General features: G+C 57.0%; 17 protein-coding genes, 1 tRNA gene and 1 pseudogene. 4 read left to right on the plus strand and 15 right to left on the minus strand.

Annotated features, from left to right (window positions below):
* Positions 1–129 precede the first annotated feature (129 nt).
* From PF66_RS34040 to PF66_RS25110, 4 genes and pseudogenes are all read right to left on the minus strand, one after another.
* Positions 130–1,269, minus strand: a pseudogene (locus PF66_RS34040) (HAMP domain-containing protein); the annotation flags it as partial.
* Between the two features lie 196 nt (positions 1,270–1,465).
* Positions 1,466–2,308: a regulatory signaling modulator protein AmpE gene (ampE, locus tag PF66_RS25100; RefSeq protein WP_054058030.1), complete on the minus strand. Its 843-nt coding sequence runs from the start codon at positions 2,306–2,308 to the stop codon at positions 1,466–1,468.
* Positions 2,305–2,868 (minus strand): 1,6-anhydro-N-acetylmuramyl-L-alanine amidase AmpD, encoded by a 564-nt coding sequence (gene ampD / locus PF66_RS25105; RefSeq protein ID WP_054058029.1) that lies wholly within the window; start codon positions 2,866–2,868, stop codon positions 2,305–2,307. The genes ampE and ampD overlap by 4 nt, the downstream gene beginning before the upstream one ends.
* Positions 2,869–2,950: 82 nt before the next feature.
* The gene (locus PF66_RS25110) at positions 2,951–5,173 is read right to left on the minus strand and encodes a DUF1631 domain-containing protein (RefSeq protein WP_054064123.1); all 2,223 of its coding nucleotides are present in this window, start codon (positions 5,171–5,173) and stop codon (positions 2,951–2,953) included.
* A 369-nt stretch (positions 5,174–5,542) separates the two neighbouring features.
* Here PF66_RS25110 and nadC point away from each other — a divergent pair, with 369 nt between their 5' ends.
* Positions 5,543–6,391 carry a carboxylating nicotinate-nucleotide diphosphorylase gene (gene nadC / locus PF66_RS25115; protein ID WP_054058027.1) on the plus strand — a complete coding sequence of 283 codons (849 nt, stop codon included), beginning with the start codon at positions 5,543–5,545 and terminating at the stop codon, positions 6,389–6,391.
* Between the two features lie 104 nt (positions 6,392–6,495).
* On the opposite strand, the gene PF66_RS25120 is transcribed toward nadC, so the two are convergent.
* Positions 6,496–6,993 carry a methylated-DNA--[protein]-cysteine S-methyltransferase gene (locus PF66_RS25120; RefSeq protein WP_054058026.1) on the minus strand — a complete coding sequence of 166 codons (498 nt, stop codon included), beginning with the start codon at positions 6,991–6,993 and terminating at the stop codon, positions 6,496–6,498.
* Positions 6,990–8,486, minus strand: a complete 1,497-nt coding sequence (locus tag PF66_RS25125; RefSeq protein WP_054064124.1) for an AlkA N-terminal domain-containing protein — start codon at positions 8,484–8,486, stop codon at positions 6,990–6,992. The genes PF66_RS25120 and PF66_RS25125 overlap by 4 nt, the downstream gene beginning before the upstream one ends.
* A gap of 375 nt (positions 8,487–8,861) precedes the next feature.
* Here PF66_RS25125 and PF66_RS25130 point away from each other — a divergent pair, with 375 nt between their 5' ends.
* Positions 8,862–9,416: a Panacea domain-containing protein gene (locus PF66_RS25130; RefSeq protein ID WP_054064125.1), complete on the plus strand. Its 555-nt coding sequence runs from the start codon at positions 8,862–8,864 to the stop codon at positions 9,414–9,416.
* 1 nt (position 9,417) lies between these two features.
* The gene (locus PF66_RS32855) at positions 9,418–9,852 is read left to right on the plus strand and encodes a hypothetical protein (RefSeq protein ID WP_152973081.1); all 435 of its coding nucleotides are present in this window, start codon (positions 9,418–9,420) and stop codon (positions 9,850–9,852) included.
* Positions 9,853–10,020: 168 nt separating this feature from the next.
* Here the strand turns inward: PF66_RS32855 and PF66_RS25135 are convergent, their stop codons facing one another.
* The 9 genes from PF66_RS25135 to PF66_RS25175 form a co-directional block, all read right to left on the minus strand.
* Entirely contained in the window at positions 10,021–12,213 is a 2,193-nt protein-coding gene (locus tag PF66_RS25135; protein WP_054064126.1) for a helicase-related protein, read from the minus strand.
* 20 nt (positions 12,214–12,233) lie between these two features.
* Entirely contained in the window at positions 12,234–13,073 is an 840-nt protein-coding gene (locus PF66_RS25140; RefSeq protein ID WP_081009905.1) for a HamA C-terminal domain-containing protein, read from the minus strand.
* Positions 13,074–13,365: 292 nt separating this feature from the next.
* Positions 13,366–13,641 (minus strand): hypothetical protein, encoded by a 276-nt coding sequence (locus tag PF66_RS25145; protein WP_054064128.1) that lies wholly within the window; start codon positions 13,639–13,641, stop codon positions 13,366–13,368.
* Entirely contained in the window at positions 13,638–14,618 is a 981-nt protein-coding gene (locus PF66_RS25150) for an integrase domain-containing protein (protein WP_054064148.1), read from the minus strand. Before PF66_RS25150 ends, PF66_RS25145 begins: the two co-directional genes overlap by 4 nt.
* An 897-nt stretch (positions 14,619–15,515) precedes the next feature.
* A complete protein-coding gene (locus PF66_RS25155; protein WP_054064129.1) occupies positions 15,516–16,838 on the minus strand; it encodes a tyrosine-type recombinase/integrase in 1,323 nt (440 codons plus the stop codon).
* Between the two features lie 159 nt (positions 16,839–16,997).
* Positions 16,998–17,073: transfer RNA gene (locus PF66_RS25160), tRNA-Thr, on the minus strand.
* 39 nt (positions 17,074–17,112) lie between these two features.
* On the minus strand, positions 17,113–18,465 hold the full coding sequence (locus tag PF66_RS25165; RefSeq protein WP_054064149.1) for an O-antigen ligase family protein: 1,353 nt from the start codon (positions 18,463–18,465) through the stop codon (positions 17,113–17,115).
* A gap of 77 nt (positions 18,466–18,542) precedes the next feature.
* On the minus strand, positions 18,543–20,189 hold the full coding sequence (locus tag PF66_RS25170) for a tetratricopeptide repeat protein (RefSeq protein ID WP_152973082.1): 1,647 nt from the start codon (positions 20,187–20,189) through the stop codon (positions 18,543–18,545).
* Between the two features lie 113 nt (positions 20,190–20,302).
* Positions 20,303–20,704, minus strand: coding sequence for a pilin (locus PF66_RS25175; protein ID WP_054064131.1), 402 nt, complete (start codon positions 20,702–20,704; stop codon positions 20,303–20,305).
* A 224-nt stretch (positions 20,705–20,928) separates the two neighbouring features.
* Here PF66_RS25175 and pilB point away from each other — a divergent pair, with 224 nt between their 5' ends.
* Positions 20,929–22,629, plus strand: coding sequence for a type IV-A pilus assembly ATPase PilB (gene pilB, locus PF66_RS25180; RefSeq protein ID WP_054058987.1), 1,701 nt, complete (start codon positions 20,929–20,931; stop codon positions 22,627–22,629).
* Position 22,630 lies beyond the last annotated feature (1 nt).

Genomic DNA, 22,630 nt, shown 5'->3' on the forward strand with positions numbered 1-22,630 from the left:
TTCGATCTGGCTGCGCTGGCCGGCCACCGCCTGGTTGCTGCGGGCCGACACCGACTCCACCTGCCCGGCCTGGCGTTCGACCTCGCCGACGGTCTGCCCGACCCGCTCGATCAGGTCATGGATCTTCGCCACGGTACCGTTGAACACCGCGCCCAACTCCCCCAGTTCATCACGACTGTGGGCGACAAAATTGACCGTCATGTCCCCGGCCGCGACCTTGTCCATCATCTGGCCGAGACGCCGCAGGGTCGTGCGGGTCGAGGCGTAGAAACCGCCGTAGAGGTAGACGATCGAGAGAAACACCACCGCCAGTGCCGCGACCAGCAGGAGCATCTGCAGGCGCTTGTGCGCCAGCCGTTGCTGCAGTTCCTGGGCGAAATACGCCAGTGTCGCGTCATTGAGCTGGTAGGTCCGGGCCATCAGCGTGCTGACCTGCTCGTAGAACGGCGGCCAGGGCGCCTCCAGGGTTTCGGCCATCACCACCTGCTCCTCGAACAGTTCGCCGGCCTTTTTCAGCGAGGCCTGGCTGGCGTTGGCCAATGTATCCAGAGCGGCGTGGGCGTTGCGGCTACCGCCCAGGGCATCCTGCAGCTTGAGCGCATATTCGGCCTGCAGCTTCTCGATCTGTTGCAGCAGTTCGTCGAAACGGGTGCTCGAGGATGAATTGAGGAAGCCCTGGCCGAGGGAATAGGCCCCCATGGCGCGCCCCTCGCCGAGGGTCTGGGTGACTTGCGGGGTGACACCGGTGACCAGTTCGCTCAACTGGCGCAGGTCGCCCTGGGCATCGCGGCTGAGCCCGGACTGACTGGCGACGATCTTGCTGAAGATCTGCGCCTTGCCCAGCAGCTTTTCGATCAGCGCACTTTTGCTCTGCAGGGAGGTTTCCCCTTGCTGGGCCTTGAACGCGGCGATCAGCTCGTCGCGCTTGGCGGTGAACAGCGCCAGTTGCTCCGGGTCGCCGGTCACCGCCGTCAGGCCTTGCAGGCGGCCGAGCACGCTCTGTTCGAGCTGGCTGATGCGCCCTTCCAGATCCCCGGCCTTGCCGGACTGGCCGAGCACGGCATTGATCTGCACCTGGTTGTTCAGGGTTTCCAGGTCGCGCAGCAGGGTAAGGCTGTTGCCAAGCAGGTCCAGGCTTTGCAGTTCGACCTGGGTGGCGGAGAACTCGCGGTAGGAATCGCGTACCAGATAGAAGTTGGTCACCAGCATCGGCACGAAGAACAGCACACTGATCAGGCTGAACTTCTTCCCGAAGCTCAGGCGGTTCATCAGGGCGACGGCGGGAAATAGCAGACTCTTCACTAGAACGCTCCCTTTCCTATTATTTTTATAGTGGCGGCAGCGGCACAGGCATATAGCCAGTATCCGCAGCTACTGCCTGTATAACTTAATTTGAAAGGGAGTTTTGTAACTTAAGGTTAACCAGACCTGGGAGGTGAGCCCTTGGGGTGGACGACGCCGACCGCTAGCGAATCAACACCGTCCACAGGGCAAACCCGGCATACCAGAGCACCGCCGCCCGCAGCAGCAATTCCCACAGGCTGTCCAGGCTGGAAACGCCATCCGGGCCCTCCGCCGAGGTCGGTACTTCCCCAGCGACCCGCCCGACCTTCTCGATCAGTTGCCGGGCGCTGATGTCCCAGTTGAGCAGTTCGTGCAACATGATCCGGCTGACCGCCACGAAGTTGCCGACCAGCGCCAGGCTCGCCGCCAGCAGGCGCACCGGCAGCCAGTCGAAGGCATGGCGCAGCAGGGTGGCACGTTCGGCCAGCGCCGGGTTCTGGCTGTGCTCCGCCGCCAGGGCCAGCAGGCGATAGCTCAGGGCAGCGACCGGCCCGAGCAGGAAGTACCAGAAGATCGCCGCGAAGAAGCTCTGGTAGGCCTGCCACAGCAGATAGCCCTGGACCTTCTCCAGCAACTCTTCGCCGTTTTCGGCACAGGTAAGGTTCATGTCGCGGCGGGCCACATGCACCCCGGCCTGCAGGTCGCCGCGCCGCCAGGCATCGCGGAACGGTCCCAGCGCCGCCAGCAGGTCACCACGGCCCAGGCTGTAGACCACCACCAGCAGATGCACCGGCAGCGCCAGCAGACCATAGGCCACCGGCTGCAGCACCATCAGCAGCAGGCCGAGCAGGACCACTGGCAACAGCACCAGCAGGCTGAGGATCACCCAGGGCCGTTTCGCCCAGCGCGGGCTGGATTCGAGCCGGGCCAGTTCGGCCAGCCAGGCACCGTCACGCTGGACACGCTGGCGCAAGGCCGAGAACTTCTCGATCCACACCGCCAGCAGCAGCACCAGAAAACTCATTGCGACTCTCCTTTTTCCAGCAGGGCGGCGCGAAAACGCCCCCAGTCAAAGCCTTCGCCCGGATCGGTCTTGCGCCCCGGGGCAATGTCGCTGTGGCCGCAGATCCGTTGCGGCGTGATGGCCGGGTACGTCGCCATGAGCTGGCGAGTCAGGGCAATCAGCGAATGGTACTGCGCCTCGGTGAAAGGCAGATCATCGGTGCCCTCCAGCTCGATGCCCAGGGAAAAATCATTGCAGGTCTCGCGCCCCTCGAAACTCGACACGCCGGCATGCCAGGCCCGTTCCAGACAGGAGACAAACTGCGTGACCTTGCCGTCACGTTCAATCAGAAAATGCGCAGACACCCGTAGGTGGGCGATACCGTCGAAGTAAGGGTGTTCCGTAATATCCAGGCGATTCTGAAAGAACTCCTGCACCTTGCCGGTACCGAACTGCCCCGGTGGCAGGCTGATGTTGTGGATCACCAACAGGGAAACCTCCCCTTCGGGACGCTCATTGAAGTTGGGCGACGGGCAGTGAACGACTGCCTGGCACCAACCCGTGGCGGGATCCAGCTGCATACAGATTCCTTCGAGGATGAAAGCGACCGCCTCAGTATGCCGTGAGAGCGGCCTCGATGGGCAGCGCCCGCGCAGAAAAACCTCAGCGCGTCTTCAGGCGCCGCAAATTGCCGATGACCGAGGCCAGGGCCCGGTCGAACAGCAGCGTGTCGTCCAGCAGGCGGACCGCACCGCGGCGGAACTCGACGGCCAGCCCCCGGGCCGTACGCTCCAGCACCTTCATGCCGGTACGGTTGACGAAAATGTACTTGCCGGTCGGCTCGACGATCGCCGCCAGCTTGCAACGCTGGCCATTCTCTTCGTCTTCGCGGAACTCGACCCAGTTGCCAATGCGCAATTGCCGCACCCACAGCAGGCCGGCATCGTCTTCCGGCAGCTCCATCGTACGCTCTTCACGATGAGCGCCATCGGCGGCACTGAGGACGATTTCCTCGAGCACCTCGACCATCGCCGGTTGCTCCGCCTCGTTCCTGGCCGGCTCGACGCTCTGCCTGGCCAGGCGCTGGAAAACCTGGACATGCAGGCTCTCCAGCTGGCTGAAGAATTCGCTGGTGGCGAACGGATCGAACGCCGCACTGGCCAGGCCGTCCCGCAGCGCCTTGAGCAGGCCGGGCACCAGATCCAGCAGGCGTAGCCGCGCATCGGCCACCCCTTGCGGATCGGCGCTCCAGATCAGTTCATCCATGGTCTGCAGGCCGGCCCGCCACTCGACGGACTGCTCGCCGTGCTTGAGCCAGACCAGCAACAGCACCTTGCTCCAGGCTTCCTGCAGCAGGCGCACCACGACTTCGGGCAGGGTCTTGCCCAACAGTCGCTCGTTCAATACTTCCTGGACCCGTTGGCGCGCCAGTTCGGCCTTGGCCCGGCCCTCCTCGGCATCACGGGTGCGCTGCTCGAGCAGTTCGCTGCGGCGGCGCTCGTCACTGGTGAAGGCGAGGAAGTCGGTCAGCAGCTCGGCGAAGATCGCCGGATCGTCGACGAAGTCGTTCAACAGCCGCTGCACGATCTGCTCGATGCGCAGGTACAGGGCATCACGCTGGTAGTCGTCGCGGGCGCCCCAGCCCAGGGATGCCGAGGCGATTTCATTCAGCAGGCGGCGCGCCGGATGACTGCCGCGGCTGAAAAAGCTCTTGTCCAGCACCGCCACCTTCAGCATCGGGATCTGCAGGCGGCCGATCAGCGCCTTGAGGCAGTCCGGCAGGTTGCGGTCATCGAGGATGAATTCGAAGAGCATCGCGATCAGGTTGATCACGTCCTCGTCCATCCCGCCGACTACCCGCGACTTGCCGCTCTTAACGCTGACCCGGGTCAGCAGTTGCTCCAGCTGATTGCGCAGGTCGAAGTCATCCGTCGCGGCCTGGGCCGGCACGTACTGCTGCAGATGCGAAAGCAGCCGCAACAAGTCGCGGGTGGAAATCGGCTGGATCTCGGACCCCGCATCCAGTTTGGGCGCGACACTGCCGCGCACATGCTGCAACAGGTCCTGCAGGGCCGAGAACACTTCCTGGACGCTGGCGTCGAGGGACGAGGTACCCGGGCGGGCCGACTCGGCCTCGGCGTCGCGGGCCCGCGCATTCGCCGCCGGACGATCGGAGGCGCGCCGGGCCGGGGCGGCCTTGAGTTCGGGCAACACACCGGTGGCGATCAGCAGTTGGTTGGCGTCGGCATACAGGTGATCGGTGTCGCTGAGGACATATTTCTCGAACAGCTTGAGGATGATCAGCTTGACCTTGATCTCCACCCCCAGGTCGCGCCCGGCCTCGAGGAAATACTCGCAGAGCATCGCCGGCCCCATGGGGTTGCTCTGGTCGTCGAGACGCCGGGTGATCAGTACGTTCAGGCGCGCGGTCAACTGTCCGAGGGCCAGGCCGTCCCGACTGAGGACCTTGGCGACCATCGCATCCAGTGCGACGGTTTTCTCCAGTTCGTCATTCGGCACCAGCGCCAGCTTGTCGTAGGACATCGGCGCGGCCAGGGCCACCTCGTGGACGTCGTACTGGCCAAGGGCGGCGAAAGCGTCGGCAAAACGCTCGTGAAAGCCGCGCTCGATGTGCTTGCGCTTGAGCCGCAGGTCGCGCATGGCTTCGAAGAAGGTGTTCTGGTCAACGTTGTTCAGGGCCTTGTCGGCCATTTCGAACAGCGTGTCGTCGGCATTGTCGAACAGCGCCTGCAAGCCCTGCCGGAGTTGCTGGGCCGCCTTGTCGCGCACCTGGAGCAGAACCACGGGCAAACGGGCGAGCGGCGACGGCGTCGCTCGTTCGTCGGTAGCCTTGTGCAAAGGCACTACCTTCCCGTCGTTGTGCATCCAAGCCTCCCTCTGCGGTTCTTTGATCCAGCGTAAACAATCGTTGGGTACGCGGTCGCGGCGCTATCGCCGGCGACCCGCTCCGACACCAGCCCAAGGCCACTGTCGGCTATCGATAATCGGGGAATCACAGAGACGTCAAAGCTATGACGTCAATTACAAGTCATATTATCTTGCAAAAGATGTCACTTTTGCCAGCGAACTCTGCAACTCGTTTTTCACCCTGTCGCTGTGTAGACCGCCGGAGACGTAAAAACGCTCACGCAAAACGACAAAATGTCGGTTCAACGGGCAGCGTTCGATGGGCGCGCCTTGGGTTGGCCGGCGCCTGGGCCCTATAATCGGGAGACTTTGTTTGTGGAGCCCGTTATGCCGAATCTACGTCTCGCCGACCTGACCGCCGAAATCGAAGCCAACGTGCGCCGTGCGTTGCTCGAAGACATCGGCAGCGGCGACATCACCGCGCAACTGATCCCCGCCGAACGGCTGGCCAAGGCCACCATCATCACCCGTGACGAGGCGACCATCGCCGGAACCGCCTGGGTCGATGCCGTGTTTCGCCAGCTCGACCCACGGGTCGCGGTGCATTGGCAGGTACGCGACGGCGAGCGGGTCAAGCCGAACCAGGCACTGTTCCACCTCGAAGGGCCGGCGCGCTCGCTGCTCAGCGGTGAACGCAGCGCACTGAACTTCCTGCAGATGCTCTCGGGCGTCGCCAGCCATGCGCGCTACTACGCCGACCTGGTGGCCGACACGTCGGTGAAACTGCTCGACACCCGCAAGACCCTGCCCGGCCTGCGCCTGGCGCAGAAGTACGCGGTGACCTGCGGCGGCTGCCACAACCACCGCATCGGCCTCTACGATGCGTTCCTGATCAAGGAAAACCACATTGCCGCCTGTGGTGGCATCGCCCAGGCCATCAGCGCGGCGCACAAGATCGCTCCGGGCAAGCCGGTGGAGGTCGAGGTGGAGAGCCTGGACGAACTGAAGGAAGCCCTGGCGGCCGGTGCCGATATCATCATGCTCGACGAACTGAGCCTGGACGACATGCGCGAGGCCGTGCGCCTGAACGCCGGCAAGGCCAAGCTGGAGGCCAGCGGCGGCATCAACGAAAGCACCCTGCGGCCGATCGCCGAGACCGGCGTGGACTACATCTCGATCGGCGCGATGACCAAGGATGTAAAGGCGGTGGACCTGTCGATGCGCTTGAGTCTCTGAGCCGATCCAGCCTTGGGAGCCGCCCATCCCTGTAGGAGCGCGGCTTGCCCGCGAATAGGGCCCAGAGCCTCGCTCAGGACCACAGGCACAGACCCCATCGGCCCTCAATGCAACTGAAAGTGCCGTGCCTCATGTTCCAGCAGCCACTGCTTGGCCGCCAGCCCACCGCCAAAGCCGGTGAGCGTACCGTTGCTGCCGATCACCCGATGACAGGGCACGATCACCGGCACCGGATTGCGCCCATTGGCCGCGCCCACCGCCCGTGAGGCCCTGGGCCGGTTGATCTGCTGGCAGATCTGCCCATAGCTGGTGACGCCACCGTAGGGAATCGTCACCAAAGCGTCCCACACCTCGCGCTGGAACTCGGTGCCGAGCATGTTGAGCTTGAGATCGAACGCCAGGCGCTCACCGGCGAAGTACTCCTCCAACTGCCGTCGTACCGGCGCCAGCTTCTGCGGCGAATGCAGCCAGCCTTCCAGCGGCGTCTGCGGCCGGTAGTCCAGCTCGAAGCGCAACTCGCGCAGCCCGTCGTCATCGGCAACCAGCATCATCGGCCCGATGGGCGAAGCAATCACGTCGTAGTAGATCCGGCTTGTGGTCATTTTTGGCTCCTGCGTATCAATTCCGATTCCACGGCCTGGCGCCACAGGTACATGACCGAATAGGCGCGCCAGGGGCGCCAGTCCTCGGCCAGGGCTTCCAGGGCCCGGGTACTCAGCGGCGGGCCGTCCGTCACCACTTCCCGGCGCAGGATCAGGTCCGCGGCGGGAAACGCATCCGGGTGGTGGAGCACCCGCATGGCAATGTAATGGGCTGTCCATTCACCGATCCCCGGCAAGGCGACCCAGCGCCTGACGAAATCCTCCAGGCGCTGCTCGGTGCGAAAATCCACCCGCCCCTCGAGCAGGGCTCGGGCGATGCCCTGGATGGTCGCGGTACGGGCGCGAATGACGCCGATCGCGCCCAGGTCGGCGTCTAACAATTGCTCCGGCGTCGGGAACAGCCGGTCCAGCCCGGGCGCCGGTGGTGCTTCAAGGACGCTGCCAAAACGGCTCAGCAGGCGCGCGGCCAACGTGCGTGCCGCCGCGACGCTGACCTGCTGCCCCAGGACCGCCCGCACCGACACCTCGAAACCCTCCCAGCCGCCAGGCAGGCGTTGCCCGGGGAAACGCTCGACCAACGGCGCCAGCACCGGACTGGCGCCCAGGGTGGCGGCAATCGCCTGCGGGTCGGCATCCAGGTCGAACATCCGCCGAATCCGCATCACCACCGGCAGCATCTGCGCCGGCGGTACGTTGAACAACTCCAGCTTCAAGGCATGCGCGTCACCGGCCCAAGGGCTGACCTGCAACCAACTGGGCGATTCAACGCTGCCGAATACCCGGCGATAACGGTCGCCCTCGACCACCTCGATACCCGGCAAGGCGCGGCCGGCGAGAAAGGCGAGCAGCGCCTGGAAGTCGTACGGCGGCCGATAGCCGAGGCGCAGGACCAGCGCGTTGCCGGCGGCGACTGGCGGCTTGCGTCGCAACTCCCGTGGTGCCACATGGTTGGCCTCGGCAAACGCCGAATTGAAGCGACGCAGACTCTGGAAGCCCGAAGCCAACGCCACCTCGGTGATCGGCAGGGCGGTTTCGGTCAGCAGTTGCTTGGCGAACAGCAGACGCTGGGTCGCATGCACCGCCATCGGCGAAGCGCCGAGGTGCTGGACGAACAGCCGACGCAATTGCCGACCACCGACGTCCAGGCGCGCGGCCAGTTCGTCGAGGGAATGCTCGGCGAGAAAGCCTTCGTTGATCAGCTTGAGCGCCCGCGCCACGCGGTGCTCGCCGTGCAGCCAGACGCTGTTGCCCGGCGCCAGCTCCGGCCGGCAGCGCAGGCAGGGCCTGAAGCCCAGGGCCTCGGCAGCCGCCGCGCTGGGATAGTACTGCACGTTCTCGACCTTGGGCGGTCGCGCCGGACACACCGGCCGGCAATAGATCCGGGTACTGAGCACGGCGGTGAAAAACACCCCGTCGAACCGCGCATCGCGGCTCAGGCGAGCCTTCTCGCAGATATCGGCAGTGGGAAATGGCGCAGCGGTTGTCCTGTTCATGGGCGCAGGTTAGCACCGGGCATGGGGGCATACTCGCCATTTTCGGACAGCAATGAGCGCAGGTGTCGCGAAATATGCCGGGCAATAAAAAACCGGCCTGATGGCCGGTTTGGAGAGGCTGGTGCGGAGACAGGAATCAAATCAATACATAAGCCTTTGATTTTTAATAATATTGCATGGCGAAACGCTGACTTTTACCTCAAAAATTATCTCAAGAAGTGCTTCGTATTTTGCACGAGACCGAACTGCATACCGCGGCGCTCTTGGTGTGCCGCCCTAACGAACATCTTAATCAAGCGCAGCATCAGCCTATTGCCAGCACCGGTAATCCAGTGCGCTGGAGCTTTGAGACAGGTGTGAGCTATCATTGCATCTATGCTAATCGACCACGAACGCGAAAAACTTATCGAAGCAGTCAAGTTTTTTGCGCAAAACACCCGAAAACTGGGGAAGACAAAGCTTTTCAAGCTCTTGTATTTCCTAGACTTTACCCATTTCCGTGATACTGGACGACCGGTCACAGGACTCGAGTATTTTGCATGGCCAATGGGCCCGGTTCCCACCAAGTTCTTCGAGGAGCTCAAGCGTCCTGACCAGGACTGGGAAGGAAATTGCTCCTTCGAGTTCACTCCTACTGCTAGGGGCCAGATGCTTCGAGTTGACGCCTTGAGCAAATTCGATCCATCGCATTTCTCAAAGCGCGAGCTTCGCATCCTGCACAATCTGGCAGATCAGTTCAAAAATGCTGATGCAGAACAAATGGTGGAAGAAACCCATCTAGAAAATCTGCCATGGCATCAAATTTATGAAGTAGAGGGACAGAAGCAAGCGAGCATCCCGTACCGAATGGCCGTACGCAGTCAGGAAGAAGACGCAGTTATGGGGCTCGCCGCTGATCGAGCAGAAATGGTCGCAACTCTAAGGAAATAATGTGACCCCTGGGACCATCTACCTCCATAAAGAGTTTGTGTTCGCTGACGGTTCAACCAAAGATAAGTTCTTGGTTGTACTCGGCAACTTGAACAATGGAGTAGTTTTGGTTGCAAAAACCACTTCTCAAGGTCATCACTATCGAAATGATTTCGGTTGTCAAAGCGCAAACAGATTTGCTGCTTTCTTTTTCCCTGCAAACTCTACTTGTTTTCAGAAGAACACATGGATTTGTCTAAGTGAATTTTATGAGCTAAGTGAAAATCAGCTAACACAAGGGTTGGCTACGGGCGGCGTTTTCAGGATTGGTCACCTTGGAAACCCTTTCACACGAGATGTACAATTTTGTGCTAAAGGCTCCGATGACATAAGCGCTGTTCAAGAATCTATAATTGAGGGTAGTCTAGCTCCGGCTGAAGCCACCTCGCAATCGTGAAAATGCCATAAAACATTAATCACCCGCTCTTATCCATAAAGCTCAAGCTCGACAGCTACGAACCTCTAATCACGCCTGAAAGGACTAATGGCTCGCAATACCATCAGTCCGTTCAGAGAAAAGTCAACTTACAAAAAAACGCCACCACAGCAACACACAACACTCACTTCAAATTCGTTTCTTTAACATCCTGGTCTCAATCCCACTTAATCTGCTTAGGATCCCAGGATTACGGCTAAGGCGGTCCTTAATAGATTCGATTGTTGTGGCCCCACTCAAACCTCCCGACACTTGAATTATTATAGATCTAGGTATACCAGCATCAGCCAAGAGTATATCTTGCGGCTCAGTACTTCCATACTGGAGCTTGGTAACAAACAATGCAAAGGATATTTTTTCCGAATATACAAAATTTACAATATTCTCAAGCGCAGATATATATTTAGGAAGAGAATATTCAAAATACGTATATATCAGATCGAGAACATTCCTAATCCTCGTATCTTCCTTCACCGCGTGATGCTCTTTTATCAGCTGTTTTATAGACGGACTGTGATACACGTGATACTTAACGAATCTCGAAATATTCCCGGTACTCCAACTATCTCTCTTGTCGGAGTCAGAATAGAGAAAATCATGGACCAAATGAATAATTAAATCGACTTGCTCTTTTCGTGGCGGGTTATGTGCTCCGAGCAGTTCCCTCCTGATTGAGGGGTTTTCCCTGAGGTGCATTATGAGCCGAATTTGATTATCAAGCGACACATACTTATTCTTCTTTAATACCTCTAGAGGAATCATCAAGGACCCAGCAAGATTATTAATTCGCTCTCTTTGATTACGTCCAGCGTCATTCAAATCATCTAGCGATATCTGAATATTGTCTTCTTCTCTCAAATTTTCTGAATCAAATATAGGAAAAGAAATTTCTTCGATATCATCTTGCTCAGCGTGAGGCTCCAAAAATACCGCACGCCCTACGAAATGCTGACCAAATCTACCTGATCGGCCAACTACATTCTTAACTTCGAATCCAGTTAAACTTTGATCAGCCTTTGTAGTATCAAAGAAAACAACGTTTTTCGCAGTGGTATTCACCCCTTCTGTTAATGTGGGCGTACAAACAATCACATCGAGCTCCCCAGCATTAAACAAGTCAACTATCTCTGACTGTATGTATTTTGGGATGCCCGCATGATGAAAAGCGACTCCTGACTGCAAAAAATCAATTAGCCTCCACTCCGTGGATATCGTCTTTTTAATATACTCAACAAGCTCTACTACTGAATCGCTTTTTTGCCGCAACGCCTTAGATTTTATCTCGTGAATTATTTTCGCTCGGGTTTCTGCGGTATCCTTGCGACCCACATATACAATGGTAGGCCCATCGATTTTTTGTAGGACTTGCTTTAGCCTCGCATCTTTACCGGCTCTCACAGGAAGTGTTATTTTTCGATAGGTCGGCGCCCCCCCATCAAAATAGCTTATGATTTCTTTTTGCACGATGTCAGTCTGATATCTCTCAAAATGCCCAGACGTCCTCTCCAAGTATTTCGCGCTAAAACTTTTGAAGTAAGGGCCAATCAGGTAATAATCACACTTACGCTTGTACGCCTTGTACAAACAATTTGAAAATACAGAAGAACGCCCATCATAGTTACCAACCTTATACACCTCATCAAACACAAAGAAATCGAACTGTATCCCATGCTCGTCTGTATACAAATCAAACTTTTCAGGCGTAAATATATAAATAGCTTTCCCTTCTGGGGGTTCAGTATGAGTTGAGAACACCAACGAATACTCAGAAAGCCCTCTATCCTCTCTAAAAGCTTGATAGGTTTCATTCAATAGCGCATTGGTGGGTACGATCATTACCACACACTGATAGGAACTGTGAGAAATAATTTCTCTGACAATGCGAGACTTCCCAAAGGATGTAGGCGCACTAATCACTAACCGCCTTTTTTTCAAGAAAAGATCATATAAATCTTTTTGCTCTTTGGTCAAAATCACATCACTCTCCAAAGAGTAGAATGCCTTTTGAGCCACCTCTAAAAAACCTTCAGCCGACGGAGCATACTGTAATCGTTTCCGCAGCATCTCCTCATATAAAAATATACGAGATGAATTTATACACTGCTCTAGTAGAGCAATCACCATTGGTTCGTTTACTGCAGCCTCGCATGCAAAACAAAGTTTCTGCACACCGAACGTATAGTACTTGGGGGATTGAAGTACCTTGTATATATCTTGAACATGCCTGGCAAATACTTTTGAGTCGCAAGCGAGAGAAATAGCTTGCTCGTCATTCTGCAGTCGTTCGTGCGCCCTATCGGCAATCCTTTGCAAGAAATTCATCTGTAGACCGCCTCAATTTGTTATAACTTGCTCTTTATTGAATCGACATCCGACAGCGGAAGTAACAAAAAGAACACTTCGACATTAGGTGGTATAGTGATATCCCTAGAATTTATGAGCTCATACTTTTTCTCAAATTGTTTCTTTATGCTATCTTTGAAACTTTGGTCGATGGATGTGTGCGCTTTAAGGACTGCAGTCTCATAAGTAACCAATGCAGGAATGACTATTTTAACGTCATCTAGCGTAACCGTACCATCCAAAATGTCGACTACGGAGTCCGGAATATCTACACCACCATTAAACTCTACATTTGGGCAAAGAATTGAAAATTCATTTTTTAAATATTCGCCCTTTGTATGCGCAACAATTTCTTCAACAACGTCATCTAGAGCGCCAGAAAAGGACTTATAAAATTTAACTTCACCCAGCCAGAGAAGAGGTTGCCCATCATCACCGACTGTAAAATGAGCGCAGTCAAAACCCTTTATTTGGTCTTTCACCGAGCTTCTCAGCTTGACCTTTGTGACTAATCGCTCGGTATTATAGAATGACTGCAATAACAAAAATAATAGAAGCTCTCCATAGTCTCCCTTTTTATCTTTTTTTGCTTTTGATATCCTAGAGAATGCAAGTCTATACATCTCATCAATATCGTCCTGGTCTTTTAATCTGCTATATTCTTCCGGCGTTAAAGCAAAGTGCGGCACTGCACCACGAATAATTTTAACTAGATCAGACTCTCTGTAGACACCACTTTCATAGTTCAAATGATAAGGATGTTTACCAACACCACTGTCTTCGATATCTTCATCGAATCTGAATACAAGCTTAGTGAATCGCGTGTATAACTTTTTCAATCACAAGCCTCCACACAGACAGCCGGACTGGTGGGGGCGGCACAGACACAAGCCACAGCACTCATTTGGACTTCCCTTCCGATGGAGCATAGCGGGCGACGAGCGCAGAGGCATTTCGTCATCTAGACCTGAGATTACCAGCTTGAGCGCGCCATCGGAATGCCATCATCGATGCTTTTCATCCGAAAGCACAGACCTTTTTATCCTTAAAGCCGGCCGACCATCAGCCAAGTATCAGCCTATTTCATGGATTCAATCTCTGCCGGTGGACGAGCCGAATACATAGATCTTCTTACTGCTTGAATACCCATGGCTTTTCTAATCGATGCACGATTAGCTGTACCGTAAGGTGGTAGTAATATCGTGTCGCCTCGCTGTTCCGGCATAGGCGATTTTCGAGAAACCAAACCAGGTGCTTTCTCTGCCAAGCCCAAGGCGATCCTCGCTGCCAGCGCTCCGCAATCTCAGCCTGGATGATTTTCGCTTGTCGCACATGGCGTTGCCGAGTTGCGTGCGAGCCCGTCAGCACCGCAGCCAAGAACAACTCCATATCGAAGACCTTACTCATCTGAGACCTCCTACGTAGGAAGCGACCACATCGATCCGAGCGTGCCCCAGCTCATGGCTAATTTGTTTCCGGGCCTGACGATCAAGCTTCCTATCTAACTGGCAACAGTGGCCGCCATTGATAGGCGCGTGGTGTTGGGTGATTTGCTCATAGCGCTCACATGCGTAGGCCGCTCTTAGCTCATGGAAACCTTTGAGGTTGTGTGCATGCAGGATGTCTCGTGCTGGGCGGATGGTTTCCTGCAGCACACCAAGATAGCTTTCGTGTGGAGCAATCAAATTGCGGCTACCAACAGGCGATACCTGCTGTGCAAACCCAAGCGCCTCGCGAACATGGTCGTCCACCACAATCCAGCGGGGTGCCGAGGCACCGGCGCGGCCGCCTTTGGTGCCATCCTGAATATTGATCCTGCCTAGGTCGCTAGCCTCACGGCTTAGCCGTGACAGGTCGGCCAAGATGGCCTCACGCAGGCGCATGCCGGTGGCTCGCGCCAACAGGACGATAGCTGCGACCCGTCTCTGGTCGTGGCTGCAAAGCAAATCGACGATCTGCTTAACCTGTTCGCGGTCTTGGCCCTGCGGCACTGAGTGACGAATCCCGGTGCGCTGCATACCCAGCGCCTTGCTCGGACTTGGCAATTTCACGTACTGATCACCGCGAAGCGCTGCCAGGGTCTTGTTAACACTGGATAGGCGGTTTTGTGCGGTGCTGATGGCGAGATCGCCACGCCCAACCACGTCGCGCAGATACGCCGCATAGTCGACCAACACTTTGCGATCAATCTGCCGCGCATCATTGATGCCGGGCCCCTGTTCGGAGCGGCACCACCTCACGAATGCCAACCATCGATCACTGTGCGCCTTGACCGTGCCGTAGTGGCCACCGCCGAACATGTCTTTCAGCGCCTGCGGCCCCGCGTAGCTCAACTGCCTGCCGTAGCCGAAATTGCGGCCATCGCGTCTACCCACCAATGCCATACCGGTCACCTCATCTCTTGCTCTCCAGTCCTCGCCCCACGTCATCCCGCCAAGAATGTTGAGTGTTATCAGGGATCAAGGCCCCTGCGACCTGTGGGGAATGTCCACTACGCGGGACTGGCGGCTCCTTACGAGCGGGAGCAAGGGCATCTCATGATCTGGCCTCCTGAGCACCGTTACCGGTGGGCGGGTGGAGGCTGCATTGGCTGACGAGACCAGTGCCGCGAGATCCTGAGCCAGGTGCAAGCAGCAATGCGATGACCGGGGCATGCCTGACTGTCAGTCAGGTGCAGTCCATTCCTTGGTCTGCGGCACCATCATCTACAGCGCTGTTGCTGGTGACATCGGCGTTTGTCACGCCGATTGTCACGAGGGGGAATGCCGCAAAGCCATGTGCGATCAGGGCTGCAGCAGTGGTAGAAGTGCCCGTCTCTTTCCAGAAGAAAGAGACGGGCACAGGTTGGCGCAATATTCGGCCAAGCGGATAGGTTGCTGCAGGGCAGCTAGGAACGGTGTATCTGGCGCACGAGCGCTATGTGTGTAAGAGCATCCATCACATGGGTAGTGAGCGGGCGAGCTGCCGGATGCGAATCGCCCTTGGGTAGAGCCACCGCGAGAGCGGCGTGACTTTGAAGGCTCGGGTCACCTGGGGTGCTGTCAACGACAGCCTTTGCACTGTCTTTTCTACGCCCGCAATCCGAGAGGGTCAAGCGACTCGCCCGCGGGATTTTGCGGTTTAAAATGGCATTAGGCGTGTACGGAATCCGGTGGTTTCCAGTGGCCGATTGGGTGCTTTTGATTTTTTAGGTGAGGTCCATCCAAACAGGGCGGCTTCGCAGCCCTGTTTGGATGGACCCGCATAAAAAAGCGGATCACCGAAGCTTCAAAGCCGTGCGCTCACTCGACTGCGCCACGCCTTGCTCGTAGGCTAGAAACGTTTGCCCCGGTCTGATTCGCGAACTCATGCGGCGAGATATGCTCCTGCCGATTCGCTTCGAGGTAACGGCTCCACCAACTCATGATCATTCGCCGTTCCTCCAGGAACTCGGCCTTGTGGATATACGCCGCCCGAACGTTGTTGCGCTCCCTGTGGCTCATCTGCCGCTCAATAGCCGTCTCTGACCACAGCCCGGATTCGACCAAGGCACTGCACGCCATAGACCGGAAGCCATGCCCGCAAATTTCGGTCTTAGTGTCGTAGCCCATGTTCCGCAAAGCGCTGTTGACCGTGTTCTCAGACATAGGCTTCCACGAGCGAGCGTCACTGGTAAACACCAGATCGAAGTACCCCGTGATCGCATGAATCTGTTCGAGTAACGCCACCGCTTGCGGTGACAGAGGGACCAGATGGATATCGCCCGCCATCTTCGTCCCTCTGGTCGAATACGGAACGCCGTCCAACGCGGGTCGCGTATCCGGTATCTCCCATATGCCGCGCTTCAGGTCGAACTCACTCCAACGTGCGAAGCGCAATTCGCTGGAGCGCACGAACACGTGTAGCGACAGCATGACTGTCAGCCGAGTGAGCGTGCGTCCCTTGTAGTTCTCGATGCGATCCATCAACTCTGGCAGACGTGAGAGCGGGAGTGCAGGCCGATGCGTAACCCGTGGCGCGCTGATGAAGCCCTCAAGGTCATATGCAGGGTTCACCGTGATCAACCTCAGCCGCTTCGCCTCACGCATGATGCTCTGAAGGTAGTTTTGTACCCTTAAGGCCACATCGATCGTGCCGCGCTTCTTGATCGCCTCAAGCGGCTGCATGAGGTCGAAGGTATCCAGATCAACGATGGCGCGTGCGCCTAGCAGTGGGAATACGTGAGTCTTCAAGCGACTCAACACGGTTCTTGAATGGCCAGGCGCCCACTTCACGGACATTTCCTTATGCCAGTCCAAGGCAACGCGCTCAAACGTGTGCCCTCTGACAACCGCCTCGGCCTTGGCCTGCTGCTTGGACGCAATCGGATCAATACCTTCAGCCAGCATCCGCTTAGTCTCCAGACGCTTCTGCCGAGCATCTGCAAGCCCGATGACGGGGTAGTTGCCAAACGAGGTCAGCCCCTCTCGCCCATCCGGTTTCACATAGCGGAAGCGCCAGCCTTTGCGGCCATTGGGGTAAACGAGGAGGTAAAGACCGTCACCGTCAAAAAGCTTGTACGGGCGGTCAGTAGGTTTGGCCGAACGGCATGCGGTGTCAGTCAGGGGAGCAGTAGTACGAGCCATAAGGGTAAACCCCTTTATCGAATCGACTTTATCCCAAACGTTACCCCTAAATCGGCTGGCAGCTGTCGGATTCCGACGGAACGCCATAACGAAAAAACCCGCCAGAAGGCGGTTTACGGGGGTTCCAGAGATTTTGGTAGCCTTCGCTGGAACCTGAACTGGTGCCGGAGACAGGAATCGAACCTGCGACCTTCGCGTTACGAGTGCGCTGCTCTACCGACTGAGCTACACCGGCGTGGCGCTAACGCTAGCATCGGGCGACGAACGGAGCAAGCTAATCGGGCTTGATCGCGATCACGCCCTGGGCCCAGAAGCGCGGCTGGAAGTGCCCGCCGTATTGCTGTTGATAGAGCTCGTTGCGCGCGTCCTGATGCGGCAGGTCGCGGATCACGATGAAGACCAGGAACAGCACGGCGGCCGTGCTGATGCCCATCCATGACCAGTGAATGAAGGCGTTCGGTTTGGCGGGCTGACCTTTCCAGACGTGAATGCCCATCAGCCAGCCGACCACCAGGGACAGCCACAACTGGGAGTACGGCATGACGATCACGCCATCGACCATCGATTGGGTCAGGGCACCGATAAGACTGGCGAACAGGCAGACACGCAGCAGGTCGACCGGGTCGTTGGAATCGGCGCGTTCGCGGACCAGGCGGAAGGTGGCCCAGAGTCCGCGGCCGACCAGCCACATCACCAGCAGGGTGGAGGGGATGCCCCACTCACAGGCCCATTGCAGGATGGCCTGGTGCGGGTGCGCGGCGATGGGGTTGTGGATATCGGCGAAGTGCATGGGGCCGAAGCCGAGCCAGGGGCGTTCGCGGATCATGTCCCAGGCTTGTTGCCAGATCACGTCACGGGCCGAGAGCGAGGTGGTCAGACGGTCGCCGGCGAAGTTCACCACCGTTAGGCCTAGGTAATCTGTCAGGACGCGGAACATCAGCCAGAACAGCAAAAGGCCCATTGCAACAGCCGGTAGTTGCCATGAGAACCAACGTCTGCCGCTACGTCCACAAGCAACCATCAGGCAGGCGGCGACTCCCATTCCTAGCCAGGTGCCACGCGTGCCACCGGAGATCGCAATCATCCACCAGAAGAGCAGTAGTATGAATACCCACAGCTTGGCGGAGCGCTTGCTCGCCAACAGTAGGGGAAGAGTCAGCAGCGGCAGGGTGAAGGTCTGAAACTGGCCGTAGAAACGTTTGTTGGAGAAGCCGCTCAGAAACCTGTCGGTATCCAGAATGCCCGTAGCATTGGTGAAAAACGAACGCAATGCCAGCTCCAGGAAGTCGAAACTCTTGAAGGCGCAGATGAACACGATGAACAGCATCAGCACGCGATCAAGGGAAACGTCATCGATTCGACGCGTAAGGGCGACAGCGGCGGCGCAGAGGCCAACTGCCGTGATCAAGGCCATCTCTAAGAGAGACCAGAGCGGTTGCTGCGCACGCAGGGAAGAAATGACGCCAATCAACAGGATCAACCCACCCCCGAAAACGGCAGGTTGATCAATCAGGCCTGCCGAAGACGGCTTTCGACAACACAAGAGGAAGACAAGGGCGGTACCGGCAACGATGACCTGCCCGAGGCGCTGGACAGTATGCCCACCCAAGCTGGGCCCGAGCACCATCACGCCAGAGAGGAACAGCACGAGCAGCAACCATGATCTATTCCGTCCGACCCGTGCGATGTCCATCAGGTATCGAATCACGTTTTCGGGAGCAGCATCAAAGGCGTCTTGGGGCGTGCTCGGTCACAGGCCAGTTGGCTACCTCGATTACATCCAAGTTCAAGGTAGCGTTGGGCTTCATCGGTCTGCCCCAAGCTTTTCAAGGCGTCTGCCATTCCCAAGTAAGGTGTTGCGTAGCTAGACCTGAGATCTATGGCGCGCTCAAATTCCACCTTGGCCTCTGCTGCCTTTCCACGCAAAAGAAAAATCCTCCCCCGCTGATAATGGGCGTACTCATATGTCGGTTTCAGCGCTACTGCTTTTTCAATATTTTCCGACGCCAAATCAACGAATCCGACCTCAAGATAGGTAACTCCCAGATTGTAATAAAGCCGATATCCGCCAAGAAGCCCTGGCGTGTCGCCTTGTCGCTCATAATATTGCACTGCTTCATTCCACACTAATACAGGCGTGGACAGAGTCATCAGGCGATCATAGGAAAGCCCAGACAGATAAAGTGCAAAAACGGGAATCAGGGTGACCAAATAAATCTTCTTGAGTCGTCGCACTCCTAACGCCAAGGCAATAAATAAACCAGGTGCCCAAAGGTAACTGCGATACAGCACAAAAGGCTCCTGCAACCGAACAGATACCAATTCCGTTACAAACAGCACCCATGGAAACAGTAGCGCGAACCCCAGAAGCCCCTTGCTCGCGCCACGCAGCAACAATAGGCAGGATGCCAATCCATAGGCAACGAACGCTGCAAGACCAGCCCAAGCCCACCAGGCACCGTACCCTAGGGGAAAAGCTACCCGAAGGTCGAGCCCCAGCATTCGCCCTTGAGGCAAGAGCAAGGTCGAAAGATATTTGAAGAACAACCCCATCTGATTCAGCACGCTCAGCACATAAAGCGAGCCATCCGGCTGGAAGACCTCATCACTGAGCACTTCTTCAGCCTTGATCTCATAGACAACGCCGATCAAACCCTTGAACCAGAGTATGACGGATATAGCAATGGTCCCCTGAACCGCCAACACCGAAAAAACCTCCCCGGTAGAAAACGACGAGGAGAGTTGGCTACGGCGATGCAGTAGCCATAGCAGGAAACACAAAGCCGGCAACATCACCGCATGCTCCTTGGCATACAGTGAAAGGAACATGCACAGACAGGACGCCCAGAGAGCCCAGCGCTTCCCACATAGCCCTTGCCAGAAAGCCCACAACCCCAACAGGCCAAAAAGCGTGGCGCAGACTATGGTGCGCTGGATTAGGTAACCCTGAGTTTGAATGGTCAGTGGATGGATGACGAATAGAAAAGCGACGATAAAAGCCGCCGTATCAGCATTCAGAAAAAAGGCGGTGCGTCTATCCAAGCTGTTGAGCAACTGGCGAGCAAAACCGAATAACACCAAAGCCGTACATGCATGAAGAATCAGATTCTCGACTCTCAACCAAATAATCTTATCACTCAGATAAACGAAGCTTGCGGCCATGGTGTCGTATACCCATGATCGCGGGCTCAGCCTATATCCGTTGGACAACAAATCCGCAGGACCACCCGGTCGAAAAAAAGGCACATCATCAAAAATCAGGGGATTATTCAAGGAAGAAAAACAAAGCACCAACAGCAGGCATGCAGAAATAAAGGCAAGCAGAAAGAAAACCAATCGACGCAAAACCATAGCGCTCCCACATTCACTATTTCAAACGCTTAGCGATTATGAAAACCGGCATACCCTTAAAGGAATGCCGGCTTTTACTAAACCGCGCTAGGCTCCACGCATAACATCAAATACTATCTGCAGAAACCAGCGTTCACACAGGTGCCGCCAACAGCCCAAGTAATTCCGTTGCCTGTACTTGTAGGTGTAAGCTGATAGGTATAGCCACCCGCAGCTTGCGTCGCGGTCATCAGAATGACCCCGTTGGTGACCGACATCGATTGCACGCTGTTCGACGTCATTGTCGCAGGTACACCATTTGAGTTCGCACTGCACCCAGTACCAGTCGAGTTCCCGGTTTCTACCATGCAAACTGCCACTGCAGTCTTGTACCCGTCCGCAAGCGAAACAACCTCGGCAAAGCGGGCCTTCTGCGTGTAAGTGTTATAAGCAGGCAATGCGATAGCCGCCAAAATACCGATGATCGCCACAACGATCATCAATTCGATCAAGGTGAAACCCTTTTGAGCATTCATATTTCGTCTCCAGACGTGAAAAGGCCGTATGGCTCGAGGTCTTCAAAGCACGCCCCGTGCCATGCTTGATGGAGCCGTCATCCGCCCGCGATAAAGCCCTTCTCTTTTGCAACATCTGCTTCAGAGCAACAAAACCTGACATTTTTTGTCACCCCCCTATCCCGGATTTGGCACCACCGCCCGACTACGCTATAAAACTCGCAATGTCCGTGTCTGGTACCTACATGAACGATATCGCCCTCTCCGGCCTCGCCAAGCAGTTGGTAGCGGCCGAGCTGATTACCGACAAGAACGCTCAGCAGGCGTATCAGCAAGCCCAACGCAATCGGATGTCCCTGGTCAGCTACCTGGTGCAGAACAAGCTGGTGAAAAGCCGCGAGGTCGCGGAGATTGCCTCCGAGCACTTCGGCGTCGCCCTGCTCGACCTGAACGGCCTCGACAAGGAAAGCCAGCCCAAGGGCCTGGTCAGCGAGAAGCTGATCCGCCAGCACCATGTCCTGCCGCTATGGCGGCGCGGCAACAAGCTGTTCGTCGGCATCTCCGACCCGAGCAACCACCAGGCGATCACCGATATCCAGTTCAGCACCGGCCTCAATACCGAGGCGATCCTGGTGGAGGACGACAAGCTCACCGACGCCATCGACAAGTTTTTCGACAGCGGCGCCACCGGTCTCGAAGACATGGCCGATGTCGACCTCGATGGCCTGGACATCGAGTCGATCGATGACAAGAAGAACGACCCGATCGCCGGCCAGGATGCCGACGACGCCCCGGTGGTGCGCTTCGTCAACAAGATGTTGCTGGATGCGATCAAGGGCGGCTCTTCGGACCTGCACTTCGAACCCTACGAAAAGGTCTACCGCGTGCGCCTGCGCACCGACGGCATGCTCCGGGAAGTCGCCCGGCCGCCAATCCACCTGGCAGGTCGAATCGCCGCGCGCCTGAAGGTCATGGCCAACCTGGATATCTCCGAGCGGCGCAAACCCCAGGACGGCCGGATCAAGATGCGCATCTCGAAGACCAAGGCCATCGATTTCCGGGTCAACACCCTGCCGACCCTGTGGGGCGAGAAGATCGTCATGCGGATCCTCGACCCGTCCAGCGCCCAGATGGGCATCGATGCCCTGGGCTACGAGCCGGACCAAAAAGACCTGTACATGACCGCGCTGAAGCAGCCGCAGGGCATGATCCTGGTCACCGGCCCCACCGGTTCGGGCAAGACCGTCTCGCTCTATACTGGCCTGAATATCCTCAACACCGTGGATATCAACATTTCCACTGCCGAAGACCCGGTGGAGATCAACATGGAAGGCATCAACCAGGTCAACGTCAACCCGAAACAGGGCCTGGACTTCGCCCAGGCCCTGCGCTCGTTCCTGCGCCAGGACCCGGACGTGATCATGGTCGGCGAGATCCGTGACCTGGAAACCGCCGAAATCGCGATCAAGGCGGCCCAGACCGGCCACATGGTGCTGTCGACCCTGCACACCAACAGCGCCGCGGAAACCCTGACCCGCCTGCAGAACATGGGTATCCCCGGGTTCAACATCGCCACCTCGGTCAGCCTGATCATCGCCCAGCGCCTGGCACGCAAACTGTGCCCGCACTGCAAGAGGGAAATCGATATTCCCCAGGAAACACTCCTTAAGGAAGGTTTCCCTGCGGATCAGATCGGCAGGTTCAAGGTCTATGAACCTGTGGGCTGCGACCAGTGCAATGGCGGCTACAAGGGGCGCGTGGGAATCTACGAGGTGGTGAAGAACACCCCCGACCTGCAACGACTGATCATGGCCGAAGGCAACTCGATCGAGATCGCCGAACAGATGCGCAAGGAAGGCTTCAACGACCTGCGGACCTCGGGCCTGCGCAAGGCCATGCAGGGGCTGACCAGCCTGGAAGAAGTCAACCGGGTCACCAAGGACTGAT

Origin of the sequence: Pseudomonas asplenii, from assembly GCF_001293465.1 — a bacterium.
In the GTDB taxonomy this organism is placed as follows: domain Bacteria; phylum Pseudomonadota; class Gammaproteobacteria; order Pseudomonadales; family Pseudomonadaceae; genus Aquipseudomonas; species Aquipseudomonas fuscovaginae_B.